This window comes from Nostoc sp., from assembly GCF_036917635.1.
Taxonomy (GTDB): Bacteria; Cyanobacteriota; Cyanobacteriia; order Cyanobacteriales; family Nostocaceae; genus Nostoc.
The window spans coordinates 65,300-88,755 of sequence record NZ_JBALCW010000097.1; the positions used below are offsets into that span (position 1 = coordinate 65,300).

Consider the following 23,456-nt stretch of genomic DNA (forward strand, 5'->3'; position numbering starts at 1 on the left):
AGTCGAAGTATGCGGTTTTCCCCTGCTCCTTCCCCCTTTTCCTCTTCGATGACTCTCATACAACACTCTGTAGCTTATAAGCTGCATCATTGAGTTGGTGAGTGCTAACGCGAGTCTGACTAATGCCGGTGGCTGTCTCTCTAGCAGAGCTATTGAGTGCATTCATTGCCTGTAAAATTTGCTGAACCGCAGTTGATTGCTGATTAGCGTTGAGCGAGATTTGCTGAATATTCAACACCATCCGGTTGACGGACTCGGTGACACTGGTAAAGACCTCCGCCGTCTGCTTAGTCATTGCCGCCCCCTGTTGAGCAGTTTTTGTACTTTCATCTGTCATCACAACGGTTGAGTTGATGGCAAATTGAATGTCATTTACCAGCACATTAATTTTTTCAGCCGATTTCTTGCTCTGGTCTGCCAATTTGCGAATTTCGGCGGCGACGACTGCAAAGCCCTTGCCCTGGTCTCCCGCCCGGACTGCCTCTACTGCCGCATTTAGCGCTAGCATATTGGTTTGATTTGCTAGGTCACTCACCAAACCGGAAATACTGCCAATTTGCTTGGTTTGTTCGTTCAGGCGCAGCATCTGGTCTGCTACTGCACTGACTCTGTGGCTCAAGGCTGCCATTCCTTCCAGGGTGCGGCTGAGTGATTGATTACCTTGCTCTGCCAAATTCAAGACCTGTTGAGCGCTGGTTGAGGCAGTGGCTGCTTGCTGGGCAGACTGCCCAGCAGAGGCGCTGAGTTCGTCCATTGTAGTGGTCGTTTCACTGACCGAGGCTGCCTGTTGGTTGGCAGTGCGCTCTTGTTGCTCGATAGTGGTGGCGATTTCAGCCGTTGAGGTGGCGATCGCACTGGCTGATTCATTTATCTGTCGAGCAGTGCGGTTAATTATCCAGATGCCAATCAAAACCGACAACAGCAAGGAGAGTCCAGTCGCGCACAGAATGGTTAGCTTGAGCCGATCAAGGGCTGCTTGCTGTTGCTGGACAGCCACGCTCACATTCTGGTCTTCCCGTCGCTGAATTTCATCGATGGCACTCGTCAGATCGTCAACCATAATCCTAGCGTTTTCGTTACTCCAGGTTTCAACAGCTTCCTGAAGCTTGCCCTGATTCACTTTGGCAATTAAATCATCCTCGACAACTATCAAATTATTCAGCAGCACCTCTAGTCTGGTTAAGGACTTTCGCTCTAGCTCTGTTCTGGTAAGGGACATTAGCTTTGAAAAAAGTTCGTTGAAGCTTTTTTGAGATTTTTGGTATTCGTCAAAGGATGTCTGATTTTTTTCTAACAAATAGCCCCGAACTGACTTAGAACCTCTTTGTACATTCGTGCCAAGGGCATTAATCGCTGAATTAACGTTATAGGAAGAAACTAAATCTTGCGATCGCTGACTCACTAGGTTGATATTAATGAATATCAGCCCCGCAGAAATTACTAAGGCTAAAATGGGAATCCCATAGCTGCCCATAATCCAGTATCTCAGTTTCCAATTTCGCTTATTTTCCATCTTGTTATCTTTTGTGAGTGAATGAGTTTAAAGATTTCCCAATATTTCTATCTATTTGTACCCTTTGCGATCGGACTTTTAAAGGGAAGATTACCCAAAATTCTGTAGTTTATTTATTAGCTGTGTTAAGTAGGTAGGCGTAATTAAATATAAGATCAAACCTCACCCTCAGTCCCTCTCTTTATTATTGTCGGGGGAAGCCGGAGGCTCAAACCTCACCCTCAGTCCCTCTCCTTATTATTGTCGGGGGAAGCCGGATAGAGGGTGAGGTTTTATATTTAATTAGACCCACTTACTTATCTCTGCCAGTTTCCTCCGAATCTGATCAATGATCTGCTTGCCTTTATCGAGAAAGGCAGAGGGAGTTCTTGCTGGAAGAATGCCCCCCTCAAGAGCGTTAGACTTCTTCATTGACAACCAACACCTCTGAAGTGAGCAATTTGGACAAATTGATGATGCTCATCATCCGATCGCGATAAGGTGCGACACCCTGGAGATAGTCGTCCTTTGCAGAATGCAGGGCAATTGGAGGGGCAATCATTTGGGAAGGATGAATATACGTCACATCGAAAATGTCATCGACGGCAATGCCCGCGACTCGTTGATCCAAACGCACGACAACGGCTTGCTGAGGCGATGGGCTACCCCCCGCCGTAGCCGATCGCACCTCATTCATGGGCAGATTAACCACATCATTAATGTTAATTAAGGTGACAATTTCGCCCCGCAAGTTGATGTTGCCAACAATGTGTGGCGGACAGCAGGGAATCGGAGTAATCTTGTGAATCTCAGTAAACTCATGCACCGTTTCCAAGCCAAACCCGAAGTACTCACCCCCCAACCCCACAACCGCCAGAGGCATAAGCCACGCCGAATCTTCGTCAGCGATCGCACACCGCAGAGCTTCAGTTCGCTCTTGCAAAATCTGTCGCTCCTGCGAATCGAAATGATCGTATAAGCCCTGATTTAGGGTTGAATTAGTGGGGTGTTTTAGTGCGTCATTGACTAAGCCGTTGTTAAAATCAGAATTTAGATTGAAAGCAGTCTCTATCAAGGCGTGTTGTACCAAAAGTTCGGGATTGAGCAATATAACGATGCCCTCCTCAACGTTGGCAATGCCAGTCACCAATCTATCCTGTAAACTCTCTTTTGATTGACCACAGACATTAGCAGCGATCCGATCGGGTGCGATCGCTTGCACACTATCCACCTGACTAACAATGATTCCGATTCGTTGAGTTTGCCACTCCAGGACAATCATGCTATCAGTCAATTGAAAAGGGGGACGTGCTTTTTCTAAACGGCGAGATAAATCCATCACGGGGAGAAACTTCCCTCGTAGGTTAATCACGCCTAAAATTGTGCTGGGAGTATCCGCGATCGCAGTCACTTCTGGCAGAAAGAACAGTTCTTGCACGGCTGTAGTCGGAATGCCATAGGATGTATGATTGAGGTTAAATATTAAATAAGATTTATCGCTCATAACTAGTTCAATTTAACTGCTTAAGAACGTATGCTTTTAATTCAGCATTGGTTTGCTGGTTATTGGAATCGATCGCTTGCTCTTGGGGTAGATTTTGCAAAATTTCTAGAAGCGATCGCCAGATTTTTTGAGCCTGTTTTTCATTTCCCTCTCGTTCATATATAGAACCCAATTCTAGGTGAGCATTAACAGAATTGGGAGCGAGATAAATAATCCGTTTTAAGAATAATTTTGCACTGTTATGATCTCCTTGATCTTCGGCAATTTGAGCCAACAAATGATAGGGTTCGATCGCCAATGGGCTGATATCGAGTGCCTGCTGACACGCCTGATTCGCCTGGGAGTAATCGCCAAAATTCGCGTAAGCTTCTGCCATCAAACAATATGCCTGAAAATGTTGGGGGGCAAGAGCAATCAGTTGTTTTGCTATTTGAATTACATCGGCATAAGCTTCTTTAATTAACGATTCCTTGGCTGCATCTAAAAGAGTTTTTTGAGTGTCTCCGCTCACCTCAAAGCCCGTCCCCAAGCTTGGAAGAGGGGGGTAAGAAATTTCGGTTTCCCTACTCTCAAATTTGGCAGCAGGTGTTATAGTATTCAAAACTTTATTCTGCTCGTTGAGTGAGCTATGCCTTTGATAAACCGCAGATTGCGGAAAATGTTTGATTTGAAACAATTCAGTTTTTTGTCCGTGTAATTCCGTATGTCCTGCGAGCAGAAACCCTCCCGGTGTCAGAGAGCAGTAAAACTTATCTATAATTTGTGCGATCGCCTTGAAGTCAAAATAAATAAACACATTGCGGCAAATAATCAAATCGAAATCGTGAATGCTAGACGCGTAAGCGGGATAGTTATCCTGCATCAAGTTTCCAGGTTTAAATGTGACCATTGCTCGAATAGCAGGATCGATTTTCCAACCTTTTTTGTGGGATCGAAAGTAGCGACTTTTGATTTCTGGAGTAGTTGTCCGAAAAGACCATTCGCTGTAAATTCCTTGTTGAGCCAGGGCGATCGCGGGTTGATTAATATCTGTGGCTAAAATCAGAATGTCCCATATCTGATTGTCAGGGAGCAGTTCCTTCACCAGAATCGCAAGTGAGTAAGCTTCTTCACCAGTCGAACACCCGGCACTCCAAAGCCGTAATGTCGGCCGATAAAATTCTCTATTAGCAGTGTTGCACTGAGTTAAACTAAGCTCCCGTTTGCGCTCGATTAACTCTGGGAGCAGCTGATTTTTGAGCAACGACATCTGCCCCTGATCCCGAAAAAAATAAGTTTCAGTGACAGTCAGTAAAGAGATGAGTTCTTGCCACTCTGTCCCACTGGGAATTAATTGATTTGTTGTCACCAAGAACTGATAATAATCATTGAGTGAGCATAATCCCAGCGCCGAGATGCGAGTTAAAAGATTTTTCTTTAAGGTATCTTGATACTGTGGCTTGATGTGAATGCCGAATGTATCAGCAATCAAATCAACCATCTGTGACAAACTAAAGTCATCACTGTCTTGAAAATTGGGTTCTAATAAAATGGGGCGATCGCCGATCATCTGATTCATCACTACATGATTTCCGAGCCGATACGCTTAGGTTTCCCATTTTAATCTCTTGATTCGGATTTGTATGATATGTAGTATTGTGAGATACAAGTAAAAACCTGCAAAATAATCTACAAACCTTTCTGTAGATAAGTTTTGGGGAATAAAATTTTTAAGCTTAACCCGGTTTTCTGCTCCATTGATGATGCTGTTGGCGAAATATTGCTTAACATTTCAAAACCCTATAGGAATCATATTTGATTTAAAAAACCAAGAGATAATACGGGGATAGGTTATAAGTATAATCACAAGGAATTATTAAGGATTACTGACAACAGGCGATCGCTGTTTCTATTTTTCCTGACCCTGTAGGTGGGCAAAGCAGCATGTCTTCACGTTTGAGGACGCTTCTCGTTGAAAGTTGCGCGGCGGAAAGGTCGTCAGAGTTTGAAAATATTCATTAATCATAATTGATAAAATGAATTAGGATGATTTTTATATTAGTCAGTTATCAGTTGTAAATTTGGAAACTTATAAGTAGGTAGGCATTATTAAATATAAGATCAAACCTCACCCTCAATCCCTCTCCGTGAGTAAGGAGAGGGAAGCCGGATAGAGGGTGAGGTTTTATATTTAATTTGACCCACTTACTTCCCAAGTTTTTACTGATTACTGATTACCATTAACTGCTTACTGATTCGGCGAGGAATTATGCTGCTAACTGAACGTCGCGCTGATCGAGTTGTTCTTTACAATATCAGTTGGCAAAAATTTGAGAATTTATTAGTAAACTTAGGTGAAAGCCGTTCAGCTAGGATAGCTTATGATGATGGCACATTAGAGATTATGGCACCATTACCAGAACACGAATATTACAAAGAAATAATTGGTGACATCATCAAAGATATGGCTGAAGTTTTGGAGTTAGATTATGAATGTTACGGCTCAACTACCTGGAAACGAGAACTAAAAAAGGCTGGGGTAGAATGTGATAATTGTTTTTATTTTCAAAATGAAGCTTTAATTCGAGGTAAACTCAAGTTTAATTTAAATCAAGACCCACCTCCAGATTTAGCTTTAGAAATTGATGTTACCAGTAAATCTTTAGATCGCTTTCCCATTTATGCACGTTTAGGCGTACCTGAGATTTGGTCTTATGACTCTGGAGAAATCAAAATTTACCAATTGCAAGGTGAGGAATATCTTGAAAGAGAAACAAGTTTAGTGTTTCCTAATCTAAATATTCAACAAATTCCCTCACTAATCGAAAGATACCGCATGTCAGGAAGACGAGTTTTTCGACAAGCAATTAGGGAGTGGGTTAGGGGACACTGATTTAAAAGCTCTCCTACGTTTACGAATCAAAGAGATAGAAAAACCATATCTTTAGAAATTTTGCATAGGCACAAATGATAATAAAAACAATTATCGTTACAATAATTAGTGTATAAAAACTACCTATATAGCTTTTACTCTTCCATATTTTCCATCCTAACCTATATGATAAATATATCTCTGAGGAGACTATCATAAAATGGCTTTAAATATCCGGGTACAATCTCTACGAAATACTTATAAATCCCTTAAAAACTCTATCTTAGAAAAATATCCACTTGTTCCTGGGGTGCTGACTGCATTCTTATCAGTGGGATTATGGCAAGTAAGTGCTTGGAATAGCTTAGAATTATTAGGATTTAACTTAATATTCCGCACCCGTAACTATCTACCGCATTCTAGTTGGGATCAACGGATAGCAGTAATTGGTATTGATGATCGGACATTACAACAATATGGGCAGTTTCCCTTATCACGCGATCGCTATACTCAATTATTAGAAACTCTAGAAGCTACACCTCCCGCAGCGATTGGCTTTGATATTCTTTTTACCGAACCCACAAATTATGATGCTCAACTAGCAGAAGCAATGGCGATTAACGGTACAGTTGTCTTAGCAGTTGCCCCTAGTCTACAACAACAAACCCTACATCCTGTGGCAATTTTAGATCGTGTCACTAGCAAAGGACACATAGCCAATAATGCTGATTTTGATGGCATCACTCGGCAATCTTTTCTCTACATCGATCAATTCCCTTCTCTGGGCATTAAGTTAATAGAAACATACAACAATAGTGTGCAGCAGACCTTCACAGCAAACACAAATAAAAACCAAAAATCTCTAATTACAATTCCATCTCTGCAATCAGGAATGAGCAAAAAATCCGTCTGGATTAACTGGGTAGCACCAACACAGAAAATCCCCACCTATTCTTTTGCCGATGTTTTACAGAAAAAAATAGATATAGCCAAACTTAAAAACAAAATTGTCTTAGTTGGATTAACTGCTACTGGTACAAACGATCCTCTCAAAACTCCCTTCGAGCAAACAGTACCCACTTCTGGTATTTATATACACGCCGCAATCCTGGATAATCTACTCAACCAGCGATTTCTGCGAATATTACCTTGGCAATTTGAACTTTTGCTACTACTTATTGTAGGTATTACGGCAAGCATAATACTAACTCCCCAAAAATTTTACCAACGAATTCTGCTACTAGGACTACTACCCCTAATTTGGTTTAGTTTATCAGTATTAGCCCTTACAACCATTAATCTTTGGTTGCCTACTGCTGCACCTATTGGTACTATTCTCTTAGCTGGGTTAAGTGTGCAGTGGCAAGAACAAAAAGAAAAACAACAATTGATGAGTTTATTTGCTAGTCACGTTTCTCAGGAGACAGCAGCATTAATCTGGCAAAATCGCACCGAAATTTTCCAAAACGGCCAACTAGATGCCAAAGAAATGGTAGTAACGGTTTTATTTAGCGATATCCGCAGCTTTACCACAATTTCTGAAGGCATGAAGCCACGAGATTTACTCAACTGGTTAAACACCTATCTGGGGGTAATGGCTGAATGTGTTCACCAGCATCATGGAGTAATTGATAAATACATTGGTGATGCCGTTATGGCTGTTTTTGGCATTCCCTTACCCCACACCCAAGCAGAAGAAATTCAGCAAGATGCCATTAATGCCGTCTCTGCGGCCATGGCTATGCAGGAAAGATTAATACTATTAAATAAAGAACTGGAACAGCTTTCACAACCTGCGATTCACATTGGTATCGGTATTCATACAGGTTTAGTAGTTGTTGGTAGTATTGGCGGATCTCAACGATTAAACTATTCTGTATTAGGAGATGCTGTCAATATTGCTGCTCGTTTGGAGCAACTCAATAAAAATACGCAAGAAGGAAATCCTAAAAACATCTTAGTTAGCGAGACAACATACCAGATAATTAAGGATGATTTTTATACACAAAAAGTGCAAGAGTTAAAACTGCGAGGAAGGCAAAAACTGACTATGATTTATTCTGTGACTGAGATTAAATAATTGATATTTCGGCAACCCTTGGCAACATAATTCGTAATTAACTTTTGTGAAGAAGAGTGCTGTTGTGATAATGGTTTGGGTTCAGGTTCGGCGGATTTAACGCGGTATTACGGTCTTGGTGTCGGACTCAAGAGGAGCAACTTTGTAAGACAAGCCCCGACCCAAAACGTTCTGCCGTCGTTAGGCTCTTGAATTAAACCCCTAAATTTGGTTAAAAACTCAGTGGATTCAACATAGAAGTATTGAAAACCGATACTAGAAACTTAAAAATTTTATATTAGTCATATATTTATAACTGAATAATTTTCAGATAAACTCTAAAGTGTAAAATATTATAAGTAAGTGAATAGATATATAGTTGCAGCAATACTCACAACTCTATTATGGAACACCCTATTATCTAAGGGTTGGACACAACCACGCTCATGTATTTCTCAAAGCTTACCAGAAGTTAGCAATTCTGTTAATAGTTTCCGACAGGGAGATGTTATTGTCATTGGGAAAGTACCAAATCGTCATTATGTAGTCGTTGTTCCCGGTAAATCAGAGCAGTTATTAAATGTTGTCAGAAGCTATGTTACCGACGCATTTTTAGCACACCATAGGCTTGGTGCTTATGTCTATGCTGGAGGATCTGCAAATAGGCATGAAGCGGAATGTTTATCTTCTGTGTTGAGATCCCACGGGTTAGATGCAAGAGTCGTCTATTTCCATTGAGTAAAGGTAGAAAGTTTTATGAAAGCTTGGTGGACAGGTTTGATGGTGGTTATGGTTGGGTTAGTTATTGCAATTCATGCTTTAGCGGCTGAACCACTGAGGGTAAAGAGCGAGCAGTGGCTAGAAGTACGCCGTCCTATGGGACAAGTTATTTATTCCCGTGGACAAACATCTCAACCAGTCCACAATGGAATGCGATTACAATCAGTCGGTGATACCATCACCACCAAACAAGGTTCTAGTGTAGTCCTGGGAATTGATACAGGTACTGGTTTTGTTAAAGTTGCTGAAAACACAACTATAACCGTACAAAAGCTGGAAAAAGGCAACAAAGGCGAACGCATTACAGAATTACTTGTCCTGTCTGGCCAAATAAACCTACAAGTTCGTCCCCTAACTAATAATGCCTCTCGTGTAGAAATTAAAACCCCGGCTGGAGTTGCTGGAGTCCGAGGGACTGAGTTTGGTGTGAGCGTTCAAAATGACGGGAAAATGGGTATTGGAACTAAAAAAGGAGCAGTAGCTACCTCTGCTCAAGGAGAAACAGTGCTGGTAGAAGCTGGATTTCAAAATCTGACTATCCCTGGACAACCACCCTTACCAGCAGTTCCTTTGCGAGAAGATACTCGTTTGAATGTTAGTCAACTTCTAGCTAGAGGTAAACAAGTCCAAATTGTTGGTACTGTTGATCCGGTAAATATACTGCTAATTAATCTACAGCCTCAAAATGTTGATTCAAATGGCAGATTTGATATTACTGTTCCTTTACCTTCTAACCGCAAAGTAGAAGCTACAGTATCAACACCGTTAGGGACAAAACAACTATATCAACTGGCAGTTCCTTAAATTTTGAGGAGTAATTGGGATGGTTATAGCGGTTCTCGTTTATGTGAGGGACATCGGTAGGGGTATGGCACTGCCATGCCCCTAAACTTGGCGACCATTTCTGGGTCTTTCTCTAAATTGATGGTCTTTCTCTAAATTGATGATAGTAGAGGCGCATAGCCGTGCGCCCCTACTGTTTATATTCCACCCAAGTCATTTGTTTCTAACCTATGGCAAATGTTGGGATTGGGGACTTCGAAAAAATAAATTAATCAACAAAAACCAAGAATCCATACTTAAGCAATAATGATAATCATTTCTTCGGGGGAGGATTGAAAACACTACGAAAGTAATTATTAGTCGTTGTAAATACTAAGTGTAAGGTGTGTCAATGTCGATGCGTTAGCGAAGCTCACCGAAGGTATCGCTATGAGATTTTATCGAAAACAGCCTTCGACTTGCAAGAAGTGCAAAGGGCAGTTGCTGTTTTAGGTAAACCTGCTGTTTACTGAATTCTGTAAAATTTCTTGACTTAGAGTTTCAGTTACCCTGAAGATAAAAGGGTTAGATATCTTGTGACAGTATTAAGCACATCTGATATCGGCTTATTTCCTTTCATTTCCCTACTTTTAGGGTAAACACAGAGGGTAAGGACGATAGGCATTAACGCGGCAAAAAACTAAAAAAAGTACGCACGGATTGCTAAAACGTGCCTGGACGCAGAGGGTTAAATGCGCCGTTGCACCCCGATGAAGCGTCAAGAAATAGCTGATTAAATCAAATTCTAAGCGATTTAATCATATATTTTGTAGCAGATACTTGTGGAAAAGAAAATGCTAGGTGTAAATGTTCTTATGAAAGTTGGCGATCGCGTCCGCGTTAAAGGTTCGGTAGTAGTGTATCATCATCCTGAACATCGGAATCAGCCTTTTGACATCAAAGGCACTGAAGGCGATGTAGTAGGTATTGCCACCCAATGGCGAGACAGACCAGTAAGCGCTAATTTGCCGATTGTAGTCCAGTTTAGTAAAAAGTTTAAAGCCCATTTACGTGAAAATGAGTTAGAGACGATATAATGCTTGTTGCTAGGTTCATAGAAGCCTAGCAATTTTATTTTTGAGCATTGAATGAGCATTATAGTAAATAGCGGCAAAACACCAACGGGTAAGGCTAGGAAGGGGTTAGTAACCATCAGGACTGACGGTGGATGTGTGAAGGCTTGTTTTCCGCGTTCACCGTTCCCAGGTGAGAATAATCAGGTGAAAAAGGCAACGGGTATCCCACTAGTTGATGGGTGGGATGTTTAATCTGAAACGGTTTAACGAAATATTGATTGAGTACAAACTAAGAACAGATTTAAAAATAGTAGAGAGTGCTGTCACATCAGGAGGACAGTTACCACCTAAGCCTCAGCTATCCCTGATGGAGGTGTGGGATATGTATTGTGAGTACAGAAGGCTTTGTGCAGAGAAATTGAAAATATTTTTCAATAATTTCTCTGGAAGTCTTGCCCTAGCTTGGCAGTAAGCACTCGTATCTGTTGAGGGAACTTCTACTTCTTCCTCAGCCAAATGTGCAATTATTTTACTCACAGTATTATGGCAAGTTTTGTCATTATCTAGAACCTGAGATAAAAATGCCCATAAAGTTACGAATGGGTCAAATAACCGCTTTTTATATTTTATTTTTAGCTCCGAGATGGCAAGTCTTATTACTGATTATGGTAACAATTCTTTAAACGGTAGTCCTAAACTCTGACTAAATTTATCCTTGAGGATTTGTACTCTTAGTGTCACAGTGGTGGTTATGATGTTGGCTTATTCGTCTCAAAAAAGTATTTCATGGACGAGTAAGCTTTTTCTACCTCCAAAAATTTTTGGGCAACCCTACATCATTCCTCCATCTGCGATCGCCTGACTCATGCCATGACTGCGGGAGTGAGCATTAAAGCTGTAGCCCTTATTCTACATAACTTAGAGCTTTTCTTAGTGCCATTCGGGTTTGAGGTAAAAAGTAATAAAAATAATGATTTTTGGATAGAAGGGGAACGAGTGAAGGTAGACAAACCCGACTCCCCATATCACCGGATAGATGCCGTGATAGCCAAGACAACTTCTGATGTATGGGTGAGGGAATCTTTCTCTTTGACTAGCCTGGTGATAAACTAGAGTATTACTATTCAAAAACAGCTAAAAGAAGTACCCAAATTTACTTCTAGGCACTAAATTACTATTTTAATACTAAAATTACTAGATTAAACCTTGAAACTATTGGTACATGGTATGTCGCTCAATCCCAATCTGGATGAAATCCAGTTGACTAAAGACGATTACGAACGCTACTCCCGACACCTGATTTTACCGGAAGTAGGATTAGAAGGACAGAAGCGCCTAAAAGCTGCCAGTGTCCAGTGTATCGGTACAGGTGGACTCGGTTCACCACTACTTTTATATTTGGCGGCGGCGGGTATTGGACGTATCGGAATTGTTGATTTTGATGTTGTCGATACTTCCAACTTACAACGCCAAGTTATTCACGGTACATCCTGGGTAGGTAAACCTAAGATTGAATCGGCAAAAAACCGGATTCACGAAATTAACCCCTATTGTCAGGTTGATTTATACCAAACCCGCCTAACTTCCGAAAACGCCCTAGAAATCCTTCAACCTTATGATATCGTGGTAGATGGTACTGATAACTTCCCCACCAGATATCTAGTTAACGACGCTTGCGTATTGCTGAATAAGCCCAACGTCTACGGTTCAATTTTGCGCTTTGAAGGGCAAGCTACTCTATTTAACTACCAAGGTGGGCCAAATTATCGTGACCTTTTCCCAGAACCACCACCACCAGGGATGGTTCCCTCTTGTGCAGAAGGTGGCGTATTGGGAATTTTGCCCGGAATTATTGGTTTAATTCAAGCAACGGAAACTGTCAAAATCATTTTGGGACAAGGTAATACCCTAAGTGGACGGTTGCTGCTATATAACGCCTTAGATATGAAATTCCGGGAGTTGAAGCTGCGTCCTAACCCAATTCGCCCTGTGATTGAAAAACTGATAGACTACGAACAATTCTGCGGAATTCCACAAGCTAAGGCAGAGGAGGCTAAACAGCAGATGGAAATGCAAGAAATGACCGTTAAGGATTTGAAGGAGTTGCTTGATAGTGGTGCGAAGGATTTTATACTACTAGATGTCCGCAACCCCAATGAGTACGACATTGCCAAAATTCCTGGTTCAGTGTTGGTGCCTTTACCAGACATTGAAAATGGCAATGGCGTTGCCAAAGTGAAGGAAATATTGAACGGACACCGCTTAATTGCTCATTGTAAGATGGGCGGGCGATCGGCAAAAGCCCTGGCTATTCTCAAAGAAGCCGGGATTGTTGGGACGAATGTCAAAGGCGGAATTACGGCTTGGAGTCGAGAAATTGATCCTTCTGTTCCAGAGTATTAAAAACGCAAAGTAACGCAAAGTAACGCAGAGGTACGCAAAGTTATTCTCTGCGTACCTCTGAATTTACAACCTGACTTTCTTAATTACGAATTAGCTACGGCTTTAATTTGACCCAGCAAACTGTGCAGTTTTTCGCCTTCAATGACTTCTGTTTCTAAGAGTTGAGTAGCGATCGCTTCTAGCAAGTCTCGGTTCTGTCTGAGAATCTCTAGGGCTTGCTCGTGGGCTGTTTCCACGATTTGCTTGACTTCGCTATCAATAGCTTTTGATGTGTCTTCACTCACCGCCCGCCGAGGATTAGCCCCACCATTACCCAAAAACATCGATTGTTGTCCTTGTTGGTAAGCCAGTGGTCCTAAGACTTTGCTCATACCATAAGCTGTTACCATCCGTTCTGCCAAGTCAGTTGCTCGTTGCAAATCGTTGGAAGCACCTGTTGTAATACTGTTAAACACAATCTCTTCGGCGGAACGTCCACCTAATAGAGTTGCAATCTGACCCCGCAGTTCCTGTTCATTCATCAAAAAGCGGTCTTCAGTTGGTAATTGCAGAGTGTACCCTAAAGCTGCCATTCCCCGAGGAATAATCGAAATCTTTTCGACGCGACCGTTTCCTGTTGTTAGCGCCCCGACCATTGCGTGACCGACTTCATGGTATGCAACAATCTTTTTCTCAGTCTCGTTCATCACGCGACTCTTTTTCTCTAAACCAGCAACTACCCGCTCAATTGCTTCGGCAAAGTCTTCTTGAGCAACGCTTTGACGCATATTGCGGGCTGCTAATAATGCCGCTTCATTGACCAAGTTTGCCAAATCTGCGCCAGCAAAACCAGGGGTACGAGTAGCGATCGCTCTTAAATCTACATCATCTCCTAATTTTACCTTTTGAGCGTGAATTTTGAGAATTGCTTCCCGACCAGATAAATCGGGACGGTCTACCAACACCTGGCGGTCAAAGCGACCTGGACGCAGCAATGCAGAGTCAAGGCTTTCCGGGCGGTTAGTAGCTGCTAGTACAATCACCGTTGCATCTCCAGCTGCAAACCCGTCCATCTCTGTTAGTAACTGGTTGAGGGTTTGTTCTCGCTCATCGTTACCACCGTAGAAGCCGTTACTGCTACGCGACTTACCGATCGCATCCAATTCATCGATGAATATAATACAGGGAGCTTGTTTTTTTGCCTGCTCAAACAAATCCCGCACTCTAGAAGATCCTACACCCACAAACAATTCTACAAACTCCGAACCAGAGATACTGAAGAATGGAACTCCTGCTTCTCCGGCTACGGCTTTCGCTAAAAGTGTCTTACCAGTACCCGGAGGGCCAACCAACAACACACCTTTGGGAATCCTAGCGCCAATTTGCGTAAATCGTGCCGGAGTCTTCAGGAAATCCACAATTTCCACTAACTCAGTTTTCGCTTCTTCTACCCCAGCCACGTCTGCAAAGGTTATTTTAGCTGATTCGCCTTCAACGTAAACCTTAGCTTTGCTCTTACCAATGGAAAGCGCACCTTGGGGGCCACCGCCACCACCACGGGCGAGAAAAAACTGCCAAATACCAATAAAAATCAGTGGTGGAATCACCCAACTTAAGAGGGTTGTAAACCAAGTATTTTTCGGTGGAGGTGTAGCAGCAAATTCAACTCCCTTTTGTTCTAGCAGTTTGGGTAACTCTAAATCAAATATTGGTGTAGTTGCAAACACCTGGGGCGGCTCGGCATTTTCTGCTTTTAGTTGGTAAATAATCTGGTTTTGACCAACGGAAACGCGGCTAACTTCCCCTTCTTGTACTTGATGAATAAATAAGCTGTAGGGAACACCACTCGGCCCAGAAGCAAATAAACCAGGCAAAAATAAATTTAAGAGCAAAAATAGCCCTGATACTGCCAGTAATATATTAGCAATAATCCGAAACCGAGGTGACTTAGGCTGTTCTTTAATTGGCATTGATGTTACTAATCCTTAAAATGAAAACTGTTGAGAATGTGACTTTTACAGAAAGTCTGTTATTTACCATCCAAATAGTTGAAGCAGCTTATACTGTTTCTAACCAATCAAAAATTTGGGCTAACTGATCCAGTGTTACCAGTCCATACTGCCAGAGGGTCATAGCGAGAAAGTTGGGGGTCTGCTCACAATGTCGCAAAGCAAGAGAAATTGCTCCACCAGAAATACCCAACTCTTGTTCTAAAAAATGTACCAATTTATCTGTAGCTTTCATAACAATGTTAATTAAATCTTATTTTTGAGTTAGCTCAAGAAACTTGATTAAACACCAGTCAAGATTTCTAAAACTATAAGAGACATAAACCCAATCATTGCCAAGCGACTATTGAGTTTTTCGGCATACTTAGTCAAACTAAGCTAAGATTCTTGCCTGATGTACATCCCAGGTGCTGGCGTACCCGCCCAAACTAGGCTAAGGGTTACGCGCAGAGTCGTTCAATTTGTCTTGTTCCTCAAGGATATTACCGCTTCTCATAATTTTTCCCGTTTAGCAATGTTTGCAGCATTTTTTTATTTATGTAACTAAACTTAACAATTAAATTAATCTTTGGGAACTAACGAGCAAATACGGTTTACCGTACTCAAAGAGTTAATACGACTCAAAATGAGAAAACTTTAGGAGCGCGGATTTAATTAAGTACAAAACCTCACCCCCAGCCCCTGTCCGTGAGTTCGGAGAGGGGAGGCTTTGACGAAAGTCAAAGGCGGGGTGAGGTTAAAAACCATATTTGGATGTTATTTAATTCATATTCCTTAGTGAAGAGAATGCTGTCAAAGAAGACGCAAAGATTCTGAGAGGCAAAGATAAATCACTGTGTTATCTTCCATATCTCCGTCTTAGGGACTTCCAACAAATAAATTACCCAATCTTGTGGGGTGGGCGTCTCGCCCGCCCTTGTATATGGGCGGGCAAGATGCCCACCCCACAAGAAATAGTTGAGTATTTTTTTATTTGGAAGTCCCTTATGTTCATTTTTCACCAATGATTTATATCTTTAGATAGATACGTACACAATCTGGAGAGAGCAATATCTACGATGGTCACCGAGCGGCTGGTGAGCGCCTGGTGAGCGGAGTCGAACCATGTCGTACTCCTTCAAAGAAGCAAGCTAGCAAGAGCGTCTCCAAGAGTTGTGCGGGCTACGCTTACACAAAAACTTTACTTTGCACCTTATAAAGTTAACTATAACTTTACCATAATTACACTTACCCTATTGACAATACTTATATATTCATAAGATTATCTAAGTGTTTTCCAAAATATCAAAGTCAAATCTTTTGACTAAATGATACCCAAAAATTGCTATCAACATAATTCGTAATTGAATTTCTTAATTACGAATTACGAATTACGAATTACGAATTATGATGTGCTGGCCTTTTTCTTGTCCCTTGTCTCTTCATTGGCACCAATGTACATCTGTGCGCCCTTGGAACACGGAACTTCAAGCTCAGAAGCTTAAAGCCCACTCCGTGACTAAGGGACTTCCAAGAAATAAATTACCCAATCTTGTGGGGTGGGCATCTTGCCCACCCCACAAGAAGTAGTTGAGTATTTTTTTATTTGGAAGTCCCTAACAACAAATAAACATAGGAGAAAATTATGGCTAATTCATTCTTCAATCTCAGTGACTTGAATGGTAACAATGGCTTTAAAATTAACGGCATTGCAGTAGATGACTTCTCAGGCCACTCAGTCAGCAATGCGGGAGACATCAACAACGATGGCATTGACGACCTGATTATTGGGGCACTTTTTGCTGACTCCAACGGCAACTCTGATGCTGGGCAAAGCTATGTAGTGTTTGGGAGGACAAATCTGGGCAGTCGCGGCACCGGCACCTTCTACCTCTCTAATTTGAATGGCACTAATGGCTTTTTCATTAACGGCATTGCAGCAAATAACTACTCAGGCAACTCAGTCAGCAATGCAGGGGACATCAACAACGATGGTATTGACGACCTGATTATTGGGGCAGCTGGTGCCGACCCCAACAGCAAGTCTCTTGCTGGGCAAAACTATGTAGTGTTTGGGGGCAAGAATCTGGGCAGTGGCGACAGCCTCAACCTCTCTGATTTGAATGGCACTAATGGCTTTAAAATTAACGGCATTGCAGTAGATGACTACTCAGCCGCCTCAGCCAGCAATGCAGGGGACATCAACAACGATGGCATTGACGACCTGATTATTGCGACATCTGGTGCCTCCCCCAAAGGTATCACTCAAGCTGGGCAAAGCTATGTAGTGTTTGGGGGCAAGAATCTGGGCAGTGGCGGCAGCCTCAATCTCTCTGATTTGAATGGCACGAATGGCTTTAAAATTAACGGCATTGCAGTAGATGACTTCTCAGCCACCTCAGTCAGCAATGCAGGGGACATCAACAACGATGGCATTGACGACCTGATTATTGGGACATCTGATGCCTCCCCCAACGGTATCACTCGAGCTGGGCAAAGCTATGTAGTGTTTGGGGGGACAAATCTGGGCAGTGACGGCAGCCTCAATCTCTCTGATTTGAATGGCACTAATGGCTTTATAATTAACGGCATTGCAAAATATGACTACTCAGGCTCCTCAGTCAGCAATGCGGGGGACATCAACAACGATGGCATTGACGACCTGATTATTGGGGCATCTGGTGCCTCCCCCAACAGTATCACTCAAGCTAGGCAAAGTTATGTGGTCTTTGGGGGGACGAATCTGGGCAGTAGCGGCACCCTCAACCTCTCTGATTTGAATGGCACTAATGGCTTTATAATTAACGGCATTGCAGGAAATAACTACTCAGGCATCTCAGTCAGCAATGCTGGGGACATCAACAACGATGGCATTGACGACCTGATTATTGGGGCACCAAATGCCAACCCCAACGGTATAACTCAAGCTGGGCAAAGCTATGTAGTGTTTGGGGGGAGGAATCTGGGCAGTGGCGGCACCCTCAATCTCTCTGATTTGAATGGCACTAATGGCTTTATAATTAACGGTATTGCAGAAGGTGACGTATCAGGCAACTCAGTCAGCAATGCTGGGGACATCAACAACGATGGCATTGACGACCTGATTATTGGGGCAGTATTTGCCGACCCCAACCGCAACAGTGCGGCTGGGCAAAGCTATGTGGTATTTGGGGGAAGGAATATTGCTAGTAGCAACACCTCTGTCAACCTGACTGGAACTCCTGGTGCAGATAACTTATTTGGTTCACCAAGCAACAATATCATCGATGGGTTAACTGGTGACGATACCCTAACAGGCAACGGCGGTCAAGATAAATTTCTTATTAGCCTTGGCGATGGTAATGACACCATCACCGATTTTGCTGGCGTTGGGAAAGGTTCAAATCCTTCAGCAGCAGTGATTGCAAATGTTGACACCTTGCAATTTACAGGTAATGGTTTAACTGCCCAAAATCTGCAATTAGCTCAAAATGGTAACAATTTAGAAGTTACCTTTGAAAATGTGGGTTCTACCAAAGTCACTCTGCAAAACTTCAAATTAGAAAACCTCGATAATCTGTTTGCTTCTGAAGCAAGCCCTGCGATTGGCAATATAGAGTTTGATGGGCAAAGCAACATCGCCGATAGCTTTGATGTGCTTGATGCCAACTCTACTCAAGCTCGCATTTTCAACAAAAACACTGTCACCTTCCTCAATGATTTAAACAATAATATTACAGGTTTTGACAACTCCAATGATGTGATTAATGGTCAAGGGGGTAACGATATTATCAATGGCTTGAGTGGCAATGACGTGTTGCGGGGCGGTTCAGGCGATGATATTCTCATTGGTGGAGAGGGCAATGATACTCTTGTGGGTGGTGTAGGCAATGATATTCTCATTGGTGGTGTAGGTGCTGACAAATTCCTTTACAATACCGATGCTGCTTTTGCCCTAAGTGCCGTTGGTGTAGATGCGATCGCTGATTTCAAGAGTTCCGAAGCTGATAAAATTATCCTAGATAAAACTACTTTTAGTGCTATTACTTCAACTCCAGGAACAGGTTTTAGCAATATCAATGATTTTAAAATCACCAGTTCCGGGGCGACTAGCACGGCGAAAATTATCTACGACGCTGTGAGTGGCCAGTTGTTCTACAATCAAAATGGCAGTGCAGCTGGTTTTGGTAGCGGCGGTCTATTTGCAACTCTTACTGGTGCCCCAACTCTGAGTGCATCAGATTTTATCGTGCAAGCGTAGGAGCATACAGAAATTCTGTTTTCTGAATTCTGAAGTCTGCTATAATTTATCTTTTTAAGTCCAACGCTTAAAATCAACGTATTTCTATTCTCTAGCGATGACAATATCGTTAGATTTAATCACTGCATAAGCTTCTTTTCCCGCAGATAGTTCTAACTCTTCTGCGGAAGCTCTAGTAATAATCGAGGTTAATTCTACTTTATGAATAATCTCTAGAGTCACTTCACTATTAACTGCTCCATAAACAACTCGTTTAACGATACCTTTGAGAATATTGCGAGAACTAACTTTTAGTGATTTCTTTTGAATAGTACTTTCTATATCAGGCTTTTGAATGTAAATATCTTCCTGTTTTTCCTGCTGAATTGATGGTGATATCGGTGCTGATGAGTGCTGATTAAGGCTACGCACGAGTTCCCGCAGAATCTCAGTCTTAGTTCGTTGAGACTGTTCGCAGAACTCCTCCAGAATCTTTCGCTCGTCCTCTGAGGTTTGAAATGTGACCCATCCTTGTTCTTTTCTTGGCATAATGTTATCAGTTTTGGTTATTCTTGGTATGATTCTACCAACTATAAATTCGATGTGTTATTTTAATAAAAATATTTTTTCGGAACCATTTTCTCCATTTTTATAGATAATTTCTCAACTAATCCCATACATTTAACTACATAAATATTTATTTTTTTTAGGGACAAAACAATTTGTTACTTAATATTAAGTAAGGATTCATATTTTCTACCAACTTATTTGGTAAAAAATCTATGCTGGCTTATTTTGGGATCAAAATTATGATTGTCTGCAAGCCTTTGTGTCGTGATATCCTCACTGATGAACGCTACATCTTGCAATCTAAACAGGGAGATCAAAGATGTCCGCCACAAATTCTCCACCCCAACTGAAACGAGAGTTAGGGGTTGTTGGTGCAACCTTGATGGGACTGGGTTCGATTGTCGGGACGGGTGTATTTGTCACTATCGGGATTGCAGCAGGGATTGCAGGTTCTGGGGTAATTTTGGCGGTAGCAATTGGGGCAATTGTTGCCAGTTGTAATGGACTCAACAGCGCCCAATTAGCAGCTAATCATGCCGTCAGTGGTGGCACTTATGAATATGGTTACAAATATCTTACCCCCGCCTTGGGCTTCACCGCCGGGTGGATGTTTTTGGTAGCAAAGACTGCCTCAGCCGCAACCGCCGCTTTAGGTTTTGCTGGTTACTTGCTGAATATTGGGGGTTTGAGTTCCAGTTGGGTAGTTCCTACAGCCCTCTTAGCTGTAGCGATGATGACGTTGGTTGTCTTAAGTGGTATCCGCCGCTCTAATGTAACCAATACGGTGATTGTGTCGGTAACGCTGCTATCTTTAGGCTTCTTTATCCTTGCTTGTCTACCCCGTGCTACTGAGGTGGGAATTAAGAATTTGACACCTTTTTTCACAACCTCCCCAGCAGCAGTACTTCATGCTAGCGCCTTGATGTTTGTCGCCTACACAGGTTATGGGCGCATTGCCACAATGGGGGAGGAAGCCCGCTCCCCCAGGGAAACGATTCCGAAAGCGATGATTGTCTGTCTGTTGTTGACAATGTTGCTTTACATGGCAGTAGCGATAGTTGGTATTGGGGCTGTGGGGGCAGATGTCTTGGGTAGTAGCACAGGGCAGACAGCAGCGCCCCTAGAAGTGGCAGTCCGCAGCGTTGCCGGTTCCGGTGGTGCTTTGGTTTTAGGGATTGGTGCAGTGACAGCCATGTTAGGCGTGCTATTGAACCTGATTTTGGGCTTATCTCGGGTGTTACTGGCAATGGGACGGCGTTCAGATGCTCCAAAATTCTTAGCGCGGCTTAACCAAGAACAGACAACCCCATACTGGGCTGTGATATTTGTCGGAATAGCGATCGCTCTATTAGTACTGTTGGGTAATGTCAAAACTACCTGGTCGTTTAGTGCCTTTAGTGTTTTAATTTATTACGCAATTACCAGCTTCGCCGCCTTGCGTCTAACCCCATCAGAGCGACTCTATCCTGTATGGATAGGTTGGTTAGGTCTTGTAAGTTGCCTTTTTCTGGCTTTCTGGGTAGAATCTGCAATTTGGCAAGTGGGTTTAGGGTTGATTGTCGCAGGGTTAATTTGGCACAAAATTCGCCGAGCGATCGCTCAAGGATCATGAAGGGGGTAGGGGAAGAAGAAATTTATCGCCAGAATGATGTTCATTGGTACCACTAGCATTTAAGCTAGTACGGGTGAACTATATATAGCATGGAATGTCTGACTTAATTTTGTTTTGGCATCGGCGCGATTTACGCATTTCTGACAATACGGGACTGGCTGCGGCAAAACAACAGAGTCCGAAAGTGGTGGGCGTGTTTTGTCTCGATCCAAATATTCTGGAACGGGATGATGTTGCTCCTGTGAAAATAACTTATATGATTGGCTGTTTGCAGAAACTCCAAGAGCGATATGCCCAAGTTGGTAGCCAATTGTTAATACTCCACGCCAATCCTGTACAAGGGATACCAGCTTTAGCAGAAGCAATAAATGCCAAAGCTGTTTTTTGGAATTGGGATGTAGAACCTTATTCGCAAGAACGCGATCGCACCATTATAAATGCCCTCAAACAAAAAGGTATTCAGTTTCTTAACCAAAATTGGGATCAAATCCTCAATTCCCCAGAGCAATTACGCACCGGTAGCAATCAACCTTACACGGTTTACACCCCCTTTTGGAAAAATTGGATTACCAAACCAAAAGCGAACCCAGTAGAAACTCTGCAAAATGTTGAGGGATTAACAGAAGCTGAACAGGAAATTGCTAAACTTGCAGGAGCCTTACCCCTACCTTCAGCCAAAGATTTAGGATTTATTTGGGATGGAGAATTGATTATTTCACCGGGTGAGGCGGCGGCGCAAGAACGGCTAGAAGAATTTACTGCTAAAGCTATTACTGAATACCAACAACAGCGAAATTTTCCCGCAGTGGACGGAACATCGCAACTGAGTGCAGCTTTAAAATTTGGCGTAATTGGCATTCGCACCGTTTGGCAAACCACTATAGAAGCACTAGAAAACAGCCGCAGTGAGGAAACAGCAGTTAATATTCGCACATGGCAACAAGAATTAGCTTGGCGGGAATTTTATCAACATGCAATGTATAACTTTCCGGAATTAGCTGATGGTGCTTTCCGCGACACTTTTAAAAACTTTCCTTGGCAAACTAACGAAGAACACTTCCAAGCTTGGTGTGAGGGGAGAACTGGCTATCCCATTGTAGATGCAGCAATGCGCCAGATGAATGAAAGTGGCTGGATGCACAACCGTTGTCGAATGATTGTTGCCAGTTTCCTTACCAAAGACTTGCTAATTAATCCCCAATTGGGAGAAAAATACTTTATGCAGCACCTAATTGACGGTGATTTATCTGCTAATAATGGCGGTTGGCAATGGAGTGCTTCTAGCGGCATGGACCCTAAACCTGTGCGGATTTTTAATCCAGCCAGTCAAACACAAAAATTTGATCCAGAGGGGGAATATATTCGCCAATGGGTATCAGAATTGCGGTCTGTAGATACAGAATATTTAGTTACTGGTAAAATTCCATCTTTAGAGCGTCATGCTGTTGGCTATCCTGAAGCTATTGTGGATCATAGAATACAGCAACAGCAGTTTAAACTCCGTTATCAACAGCAAAAAACCGTTGGGAGTGGTGAGTAAAATTGTGAGTTTTTTAATGTTTATTTATAGTATGTCCAGCTAATCAACATTCTTTCAAAAATGTTTGTAGTCAGGACTTCAGGTCTGATTTTGTAAAGCAATGAAGGGCATAGCTGCGCTTACCGCGTAGCGTATTGCAGAAAGGACTAAAGTCCTTACTACAAACTAAAATAAAATGTGGGTTTCGTTCCTCAACCCAACCTACAGATATTATAAGTGTTTAACCGAACCTGATAAGTAAGCAGGGCAAACGCATCTAAATATTGACGAGCCTGAATCAGGATGAAATACACCAAGACTCAAACTACATAGGGCTTTGAGGAAATTAAATCTCACTCAGCATGAAAATGATAATCATTGTGAGGGGGAGTTAGAGGCAGCCGTCGGCTGCCTAAATTTTCACGGTCAGTTCTCCACTCTTCTAGCGTAGGTTTTCTCACAGTCTGATTCTCAATAGTTTTAGATTAATGGCTAGGAATCACAAGAAGATCAGCGCAAAGAAAAACTCAATTTATGCGATCGCCATCAGGGCAAACGCATCTTAATTGGAACGAAAAATGAGGTATGATGGAGGGTTAGCATTTTTGCTGCTACTCCAGGTGAGCGGTGCATCCACTACTT

At 42.4% G+C, this 23,456-nt stretch carries 17 protein-coding genes and 1 pseudogene; 11 read left to right on the forward strand and 7 right to left on the reverse strand.

The annotated features are described in order from the left end of the window. Nucleotides 1-55: 55 nt before the first annotated feature. From V7K32_RS23410 to V7K32_RS23420, 3 genes are all read right to left on the reverse strand, one after another. Nucleotides 56-1,513, reverse strand: a complete 1,458-nt coding sequence (locus V7K32_RS23410; protein ID WP_334996439.1) for a methyl-accepting chemotaxis protein — start codon at nucleotides 1,511-1,513, stop codon at nucleotides 56-58. A gap of 397 nt (nucleotides 1,514-1,910) precedes the next feature. Continuing rightward, entirely contained in the window at nucleotides 1,911-2,996 is a 1,086-nt protein-coding gene (locus tag V7K32_RS23415) for a chemotaxis protein CheW (protein WP_334996441.1), read from the reverse strand. 7 nt (nucleotides 2,997-3,003) lie between these two features. Beyond that, entirely contained in the window at nucleotides 3,004-4,554 is a 1,551-nt protein-coding gene (locus V7K32_RS23420; protein ID WP_334996443.1) for a CheR family methyltransferase, read from the reverse strand. Nucleotides 4,555-5,244: 690 nt separating this feature from the next. Between V7K32_RS23420 and V7K32_RS23425 the strand changes: the two genes are divergently transcribed. The 8 genes from V7K32_RS23425 (at nucleotide 5,245) to moeB (ending at nucleotide 12,927) form a co-directional block, all read left to right on the forward strand. Beyond that, nucleotides 5,245-5,868 (forward strand): Uma2 family endonuclease, encoded by a 624-nt coding sequence (locus tag V7K32_RS23425; protein WP_334996445.1) that lies wholly within the window; start codon nucleotides 5,245-5,247, stop codon nucleotides 5,866-5,868. A gap of 199 nt (nucleotides 5,869-6,067) precedes the next feature. Next, on the forward strand, nucleotides 6,068-7,927 hold the full coding sequence (locus tag V7K32_RS23430; RefSeq protein WP_334996446.1) for a CHASE2 domain-containing protein: 1,860 nt from the start codon (nucleotides 6,068-6,070) through the stop codon (nucleotides 7,925-7,927). Between the two features lie 342 nt (nucleotides 7,928-8,269). Further along, nucleotides 8,270-8,644: a hypothetical protein gene (locus tag V7K32_RS23435; RefSeq protein ID WP_334996448.1), complete on the forward strand. Its 375-nt coding sequence runs from the start codon at nucleotides 8,270-8,272 to the stop codon at nucleotides 8,642-8,644. 18 nt (nucleotides 8,645-8,662) lie between these two features. Beyond that, nucleotides 8,663-9,490, forward strand: coding sequence for a FecR family protein (locus tag V7K32_RS23440; RefSeq protein ID WP_334996450.1), 828 nt, complete (start codon nucleotides 8,663-8,665; stop codon nucleotides 9,488-9,490). Nucleotides 9,491-10,323: 833 nt separating this feature from the next. After that, complete coding sequence (locus tag V7K32_RS23445; RefSeq protein ID WP_442938795.1) at nucleotides 10,324-10,545, forward strand: ferredoxin-thioredoxin reductase variable chain; 222 nt, start codon at nucleotides 10,324-10,326, stop codon at nucleotides 10,543-10,545. A 51-nt stretch (nucleotides 10,546-10,596) separates the two neighbouring features. Beyond that, a complete protein-coding gene (locus V7K32_RS23450; protein ID WP_334996454.1) occupies nucleotides 10,597-10,776 on the forward strand; it encodes a hypothetical protein in 180 nt (59 codons plus the stop codon). Between the two features lie 630 nt (nucleotides 10,777-11,406). Then, nucleotides 11,407-11,637: a hypothetical protein gene (locus V7K32_RS23460; RefSeq protein WP_334996456.1), complete on the forward strand. Its 231-nt coding sequence runs from the start codon at nucleotides 11,407-11,409 to the stop codon at nucleotides 11,635-11,637. A 114-nt stretch (nucleotides 11,638-11,751) separates the two neighbouring features. Further along, nucleotides 11,752-12,927, forward strand: coding sequence for a molybdopterin-synthase adenylyltransferase MoeB (moeB, locus tag V7K32_RS23465; protein WP_334996471.1), 1,176 nt, complete (start codon nucleotides 11,752-11,754; stop codon nucleotides 12,925-12,927). Nucleotides 12,928-13,010: 83 nt separating this feature from the next. Here moeB and ftsH4 read toward each other — a convergent pair whose 3' ends face one another. The 3 genes and pseudogenes from ftsH4 to V7K32_RS23480 form a co-directional block, all read right to left on the reverse strand. Then, entirely contained in the window at nucleotides 13,011-14,876 is a 1,866-nt protein-coding gene (gene ftsH4 / locus V7K32_RS23470) for an ATP-dependent zinc metalloprotease FtsH4 (protein WP_334996458.1), read from the reverse strand. 88 nt (nucleotides 14,877-14,964) lie between these two features. Continuing rightward, nucleotides 14,965-15,150, reverse strand: coding sequence for a DUF2949 domain-containing protein (locus tag V7K32_RS23475; RefSeq protein ID WP_229489614.1), 186 nt, complete (start codon nucleotides 15,148-15,150; stop codon nucleotides 14,965-14,967). Between the two features lie 47 nt (nucleotides 15,151-15,197). Beyond that, a pseudogene (locus V7K32_RS23480) lies at nucleotides 15,198-15,284 on the reverse strand (high light inducible protein); the annotation flags it as partial. A gap of 1,255 nt (nucleotides 15,285-16,539) precedes the next feature. On the opposite strand from V7K32_RS23480, the gene V7K32_RS23485 reads away from it, so the two are divergent. Beyond that, the gene (locus V7K32_RS23485) at nucleotides 16,540-19,134 is read left to right on the forward strand and encodes a beta strand repeat-containing protein (RefSeq protein ID WP_334996461.1); all 2,595 of its coding nucleotides are present in this window, start codon (nucleotides 16,540-16,542) and stop codon (nucleotides 19,132-19,134) included. An 84-nt stretch (nucleotides 19,135-19,218) separates the two neighbouring features. Here the strand turns inward: V7K32_RS23485 and V7K32_RS23490 are convergent, their stop codons facing one another. After that, nucleotides 19,219-19,662, reverse strand: coding sequence for a TOBE domain-containing protein (locus V7K32_RS23490; RefSeq protein WP_334882419.1), 444 nt, complete (start codon nucleotides 19,660-19,662; stop codon nucleotides 19,219-19,221). A 340-nt stretch (nucleotides 19,663-20,002) separates the two neighbouring features. Between V7K32_RS23490 and V7K32_RS23495 the strand changes: the two genes are divergently transcribed. After that, entirely contained in the window at nucleotides 20,003-21,295 is a 1,293-nt protein-coding gene (locus tag V7K32_RS23495) for an APC family permease (protein WP_334996463.1), read from the forward strand. A gap of 94 nt (nucleotides 21,296-21,389) precedes the next feature. Next, the gene (locus tag V7K32_RS23500; protein ID WP_334996465.1) at nucleotides 21,390-22,835 is read left to right on the forward strand and encodes an FAD-binding domain-containing protein; all 1,446 of its coding nucleotides are present in this window, start codon (nucleotides 21,390-21,392) and stop codon (nucleotides 22,833-22,835) included. Nucleotides 22,836-23,456: the final 621 nt, after the last annotated feature.

Bases quoted from the DNA above. Each gene is read 5' to 3' on its own strand.
- V7K32_RS23425 (WP_334996445.1), top strand. From the start codon at position 5,245: ATGCTGCTAACTGAACGTCGCGCTGATCGAGTTGTTCTTTACAATATC.
- V7K32_RS23500 (WP_334996465.1), top strand. From the start codon at position 21,390: ATGTCTGACTTAATTTTGTTTTGGCATCGGCGCGATTTACGCATTTCT.
- V7K32_RS23445 (WP_442938795.1), top strand. From the start codon at position 10,324: ATGAAAGTTGGCGATCGCGTCCGCGTTAAAGGTTCGGTAGTAGTGTAT.
- V7K32_RS23475 (WP_229489614.1), bottom strand. From the start codon at position 15,150: ATGAAAGCTACAGATAAATTGGTACATTTTTTAGAACAAGAGTTGGGT.
- V7K32_RS23495 (WP_334996463.1), top strand. From the start codon at position 20,003: ATGTCCGCCACAAATTCTCCACCCCAACTGAAACGAGAGTTAGGGGTT.
- V7K32_RS23410 (WP_334996439.1), bottom strand. From the start codon at position 1,513: ATGGAAAATAAGCGAAATTGGAAACTGAGATACTGGATTATGGGCAGC.
- V7K32_RS23485 (WP_334996461.1), top strand. From the start codon at position 16,540: ATGGCTAATTCATTCTTCAATCTCAGTGACTTGAATGGTAACAATGGC.
- V7K32_RS23450 (WP_334996454.1), top strand. From the start codon at position 10,597: ATGAGCATTATAGTAAATAGCGGCAAAACACCAACGGGTAAGGCTAGG.
- V7K32_RS23415 (WP_334996441.1), bottom strand. From the start codon at position 2,996: ATGAGCGATAAATCTTATTTAATATTTAACCTCAATCATACATCCTAT.
- V7K32_RS23420 (WP_334996443.1), bottom strand. From the start codon at position 4,554: ATGAATCAGATGATCGGCGATCGCCCCATTTTATTAGAACCCAATTTT.
- V7K32_RS23430 (WP_334996446.1), top strand. From the start codon at position 6,068: ATGGCTTTAAATATCCGGGTACAATCTCTACGAAATACTTATAAATCC.
- moeB (WP_334996471.1), top strand. From the start codon at position 11,752: ATGTCGCTCAATCCCAATCTGGATGAAATCCAGTTGACTAAAGACGAT.
- V7K32_RS23440 (WP_334996450.1), top strand. From the start codon at position 8,663: ATGAAAGCTTGGTGGACAGGTTTGATGGTGGTTATGGTTGGGTTAGTT.
- V7K32_RS23490 (WP_334882419.1), bottom strand. From the start codon at position 19,662: ATGCCAAGAAAAGAACAAGGATGGGTCACATTTCAAACCTCAGAGGAC.
- ftsH4 (WP_334996458.1), bottom strand. From the start codon at position 14,876: ATGCCAATTAAAGAACAGCCTAAGTCACCTCGGTTTCGGATTATTGCT.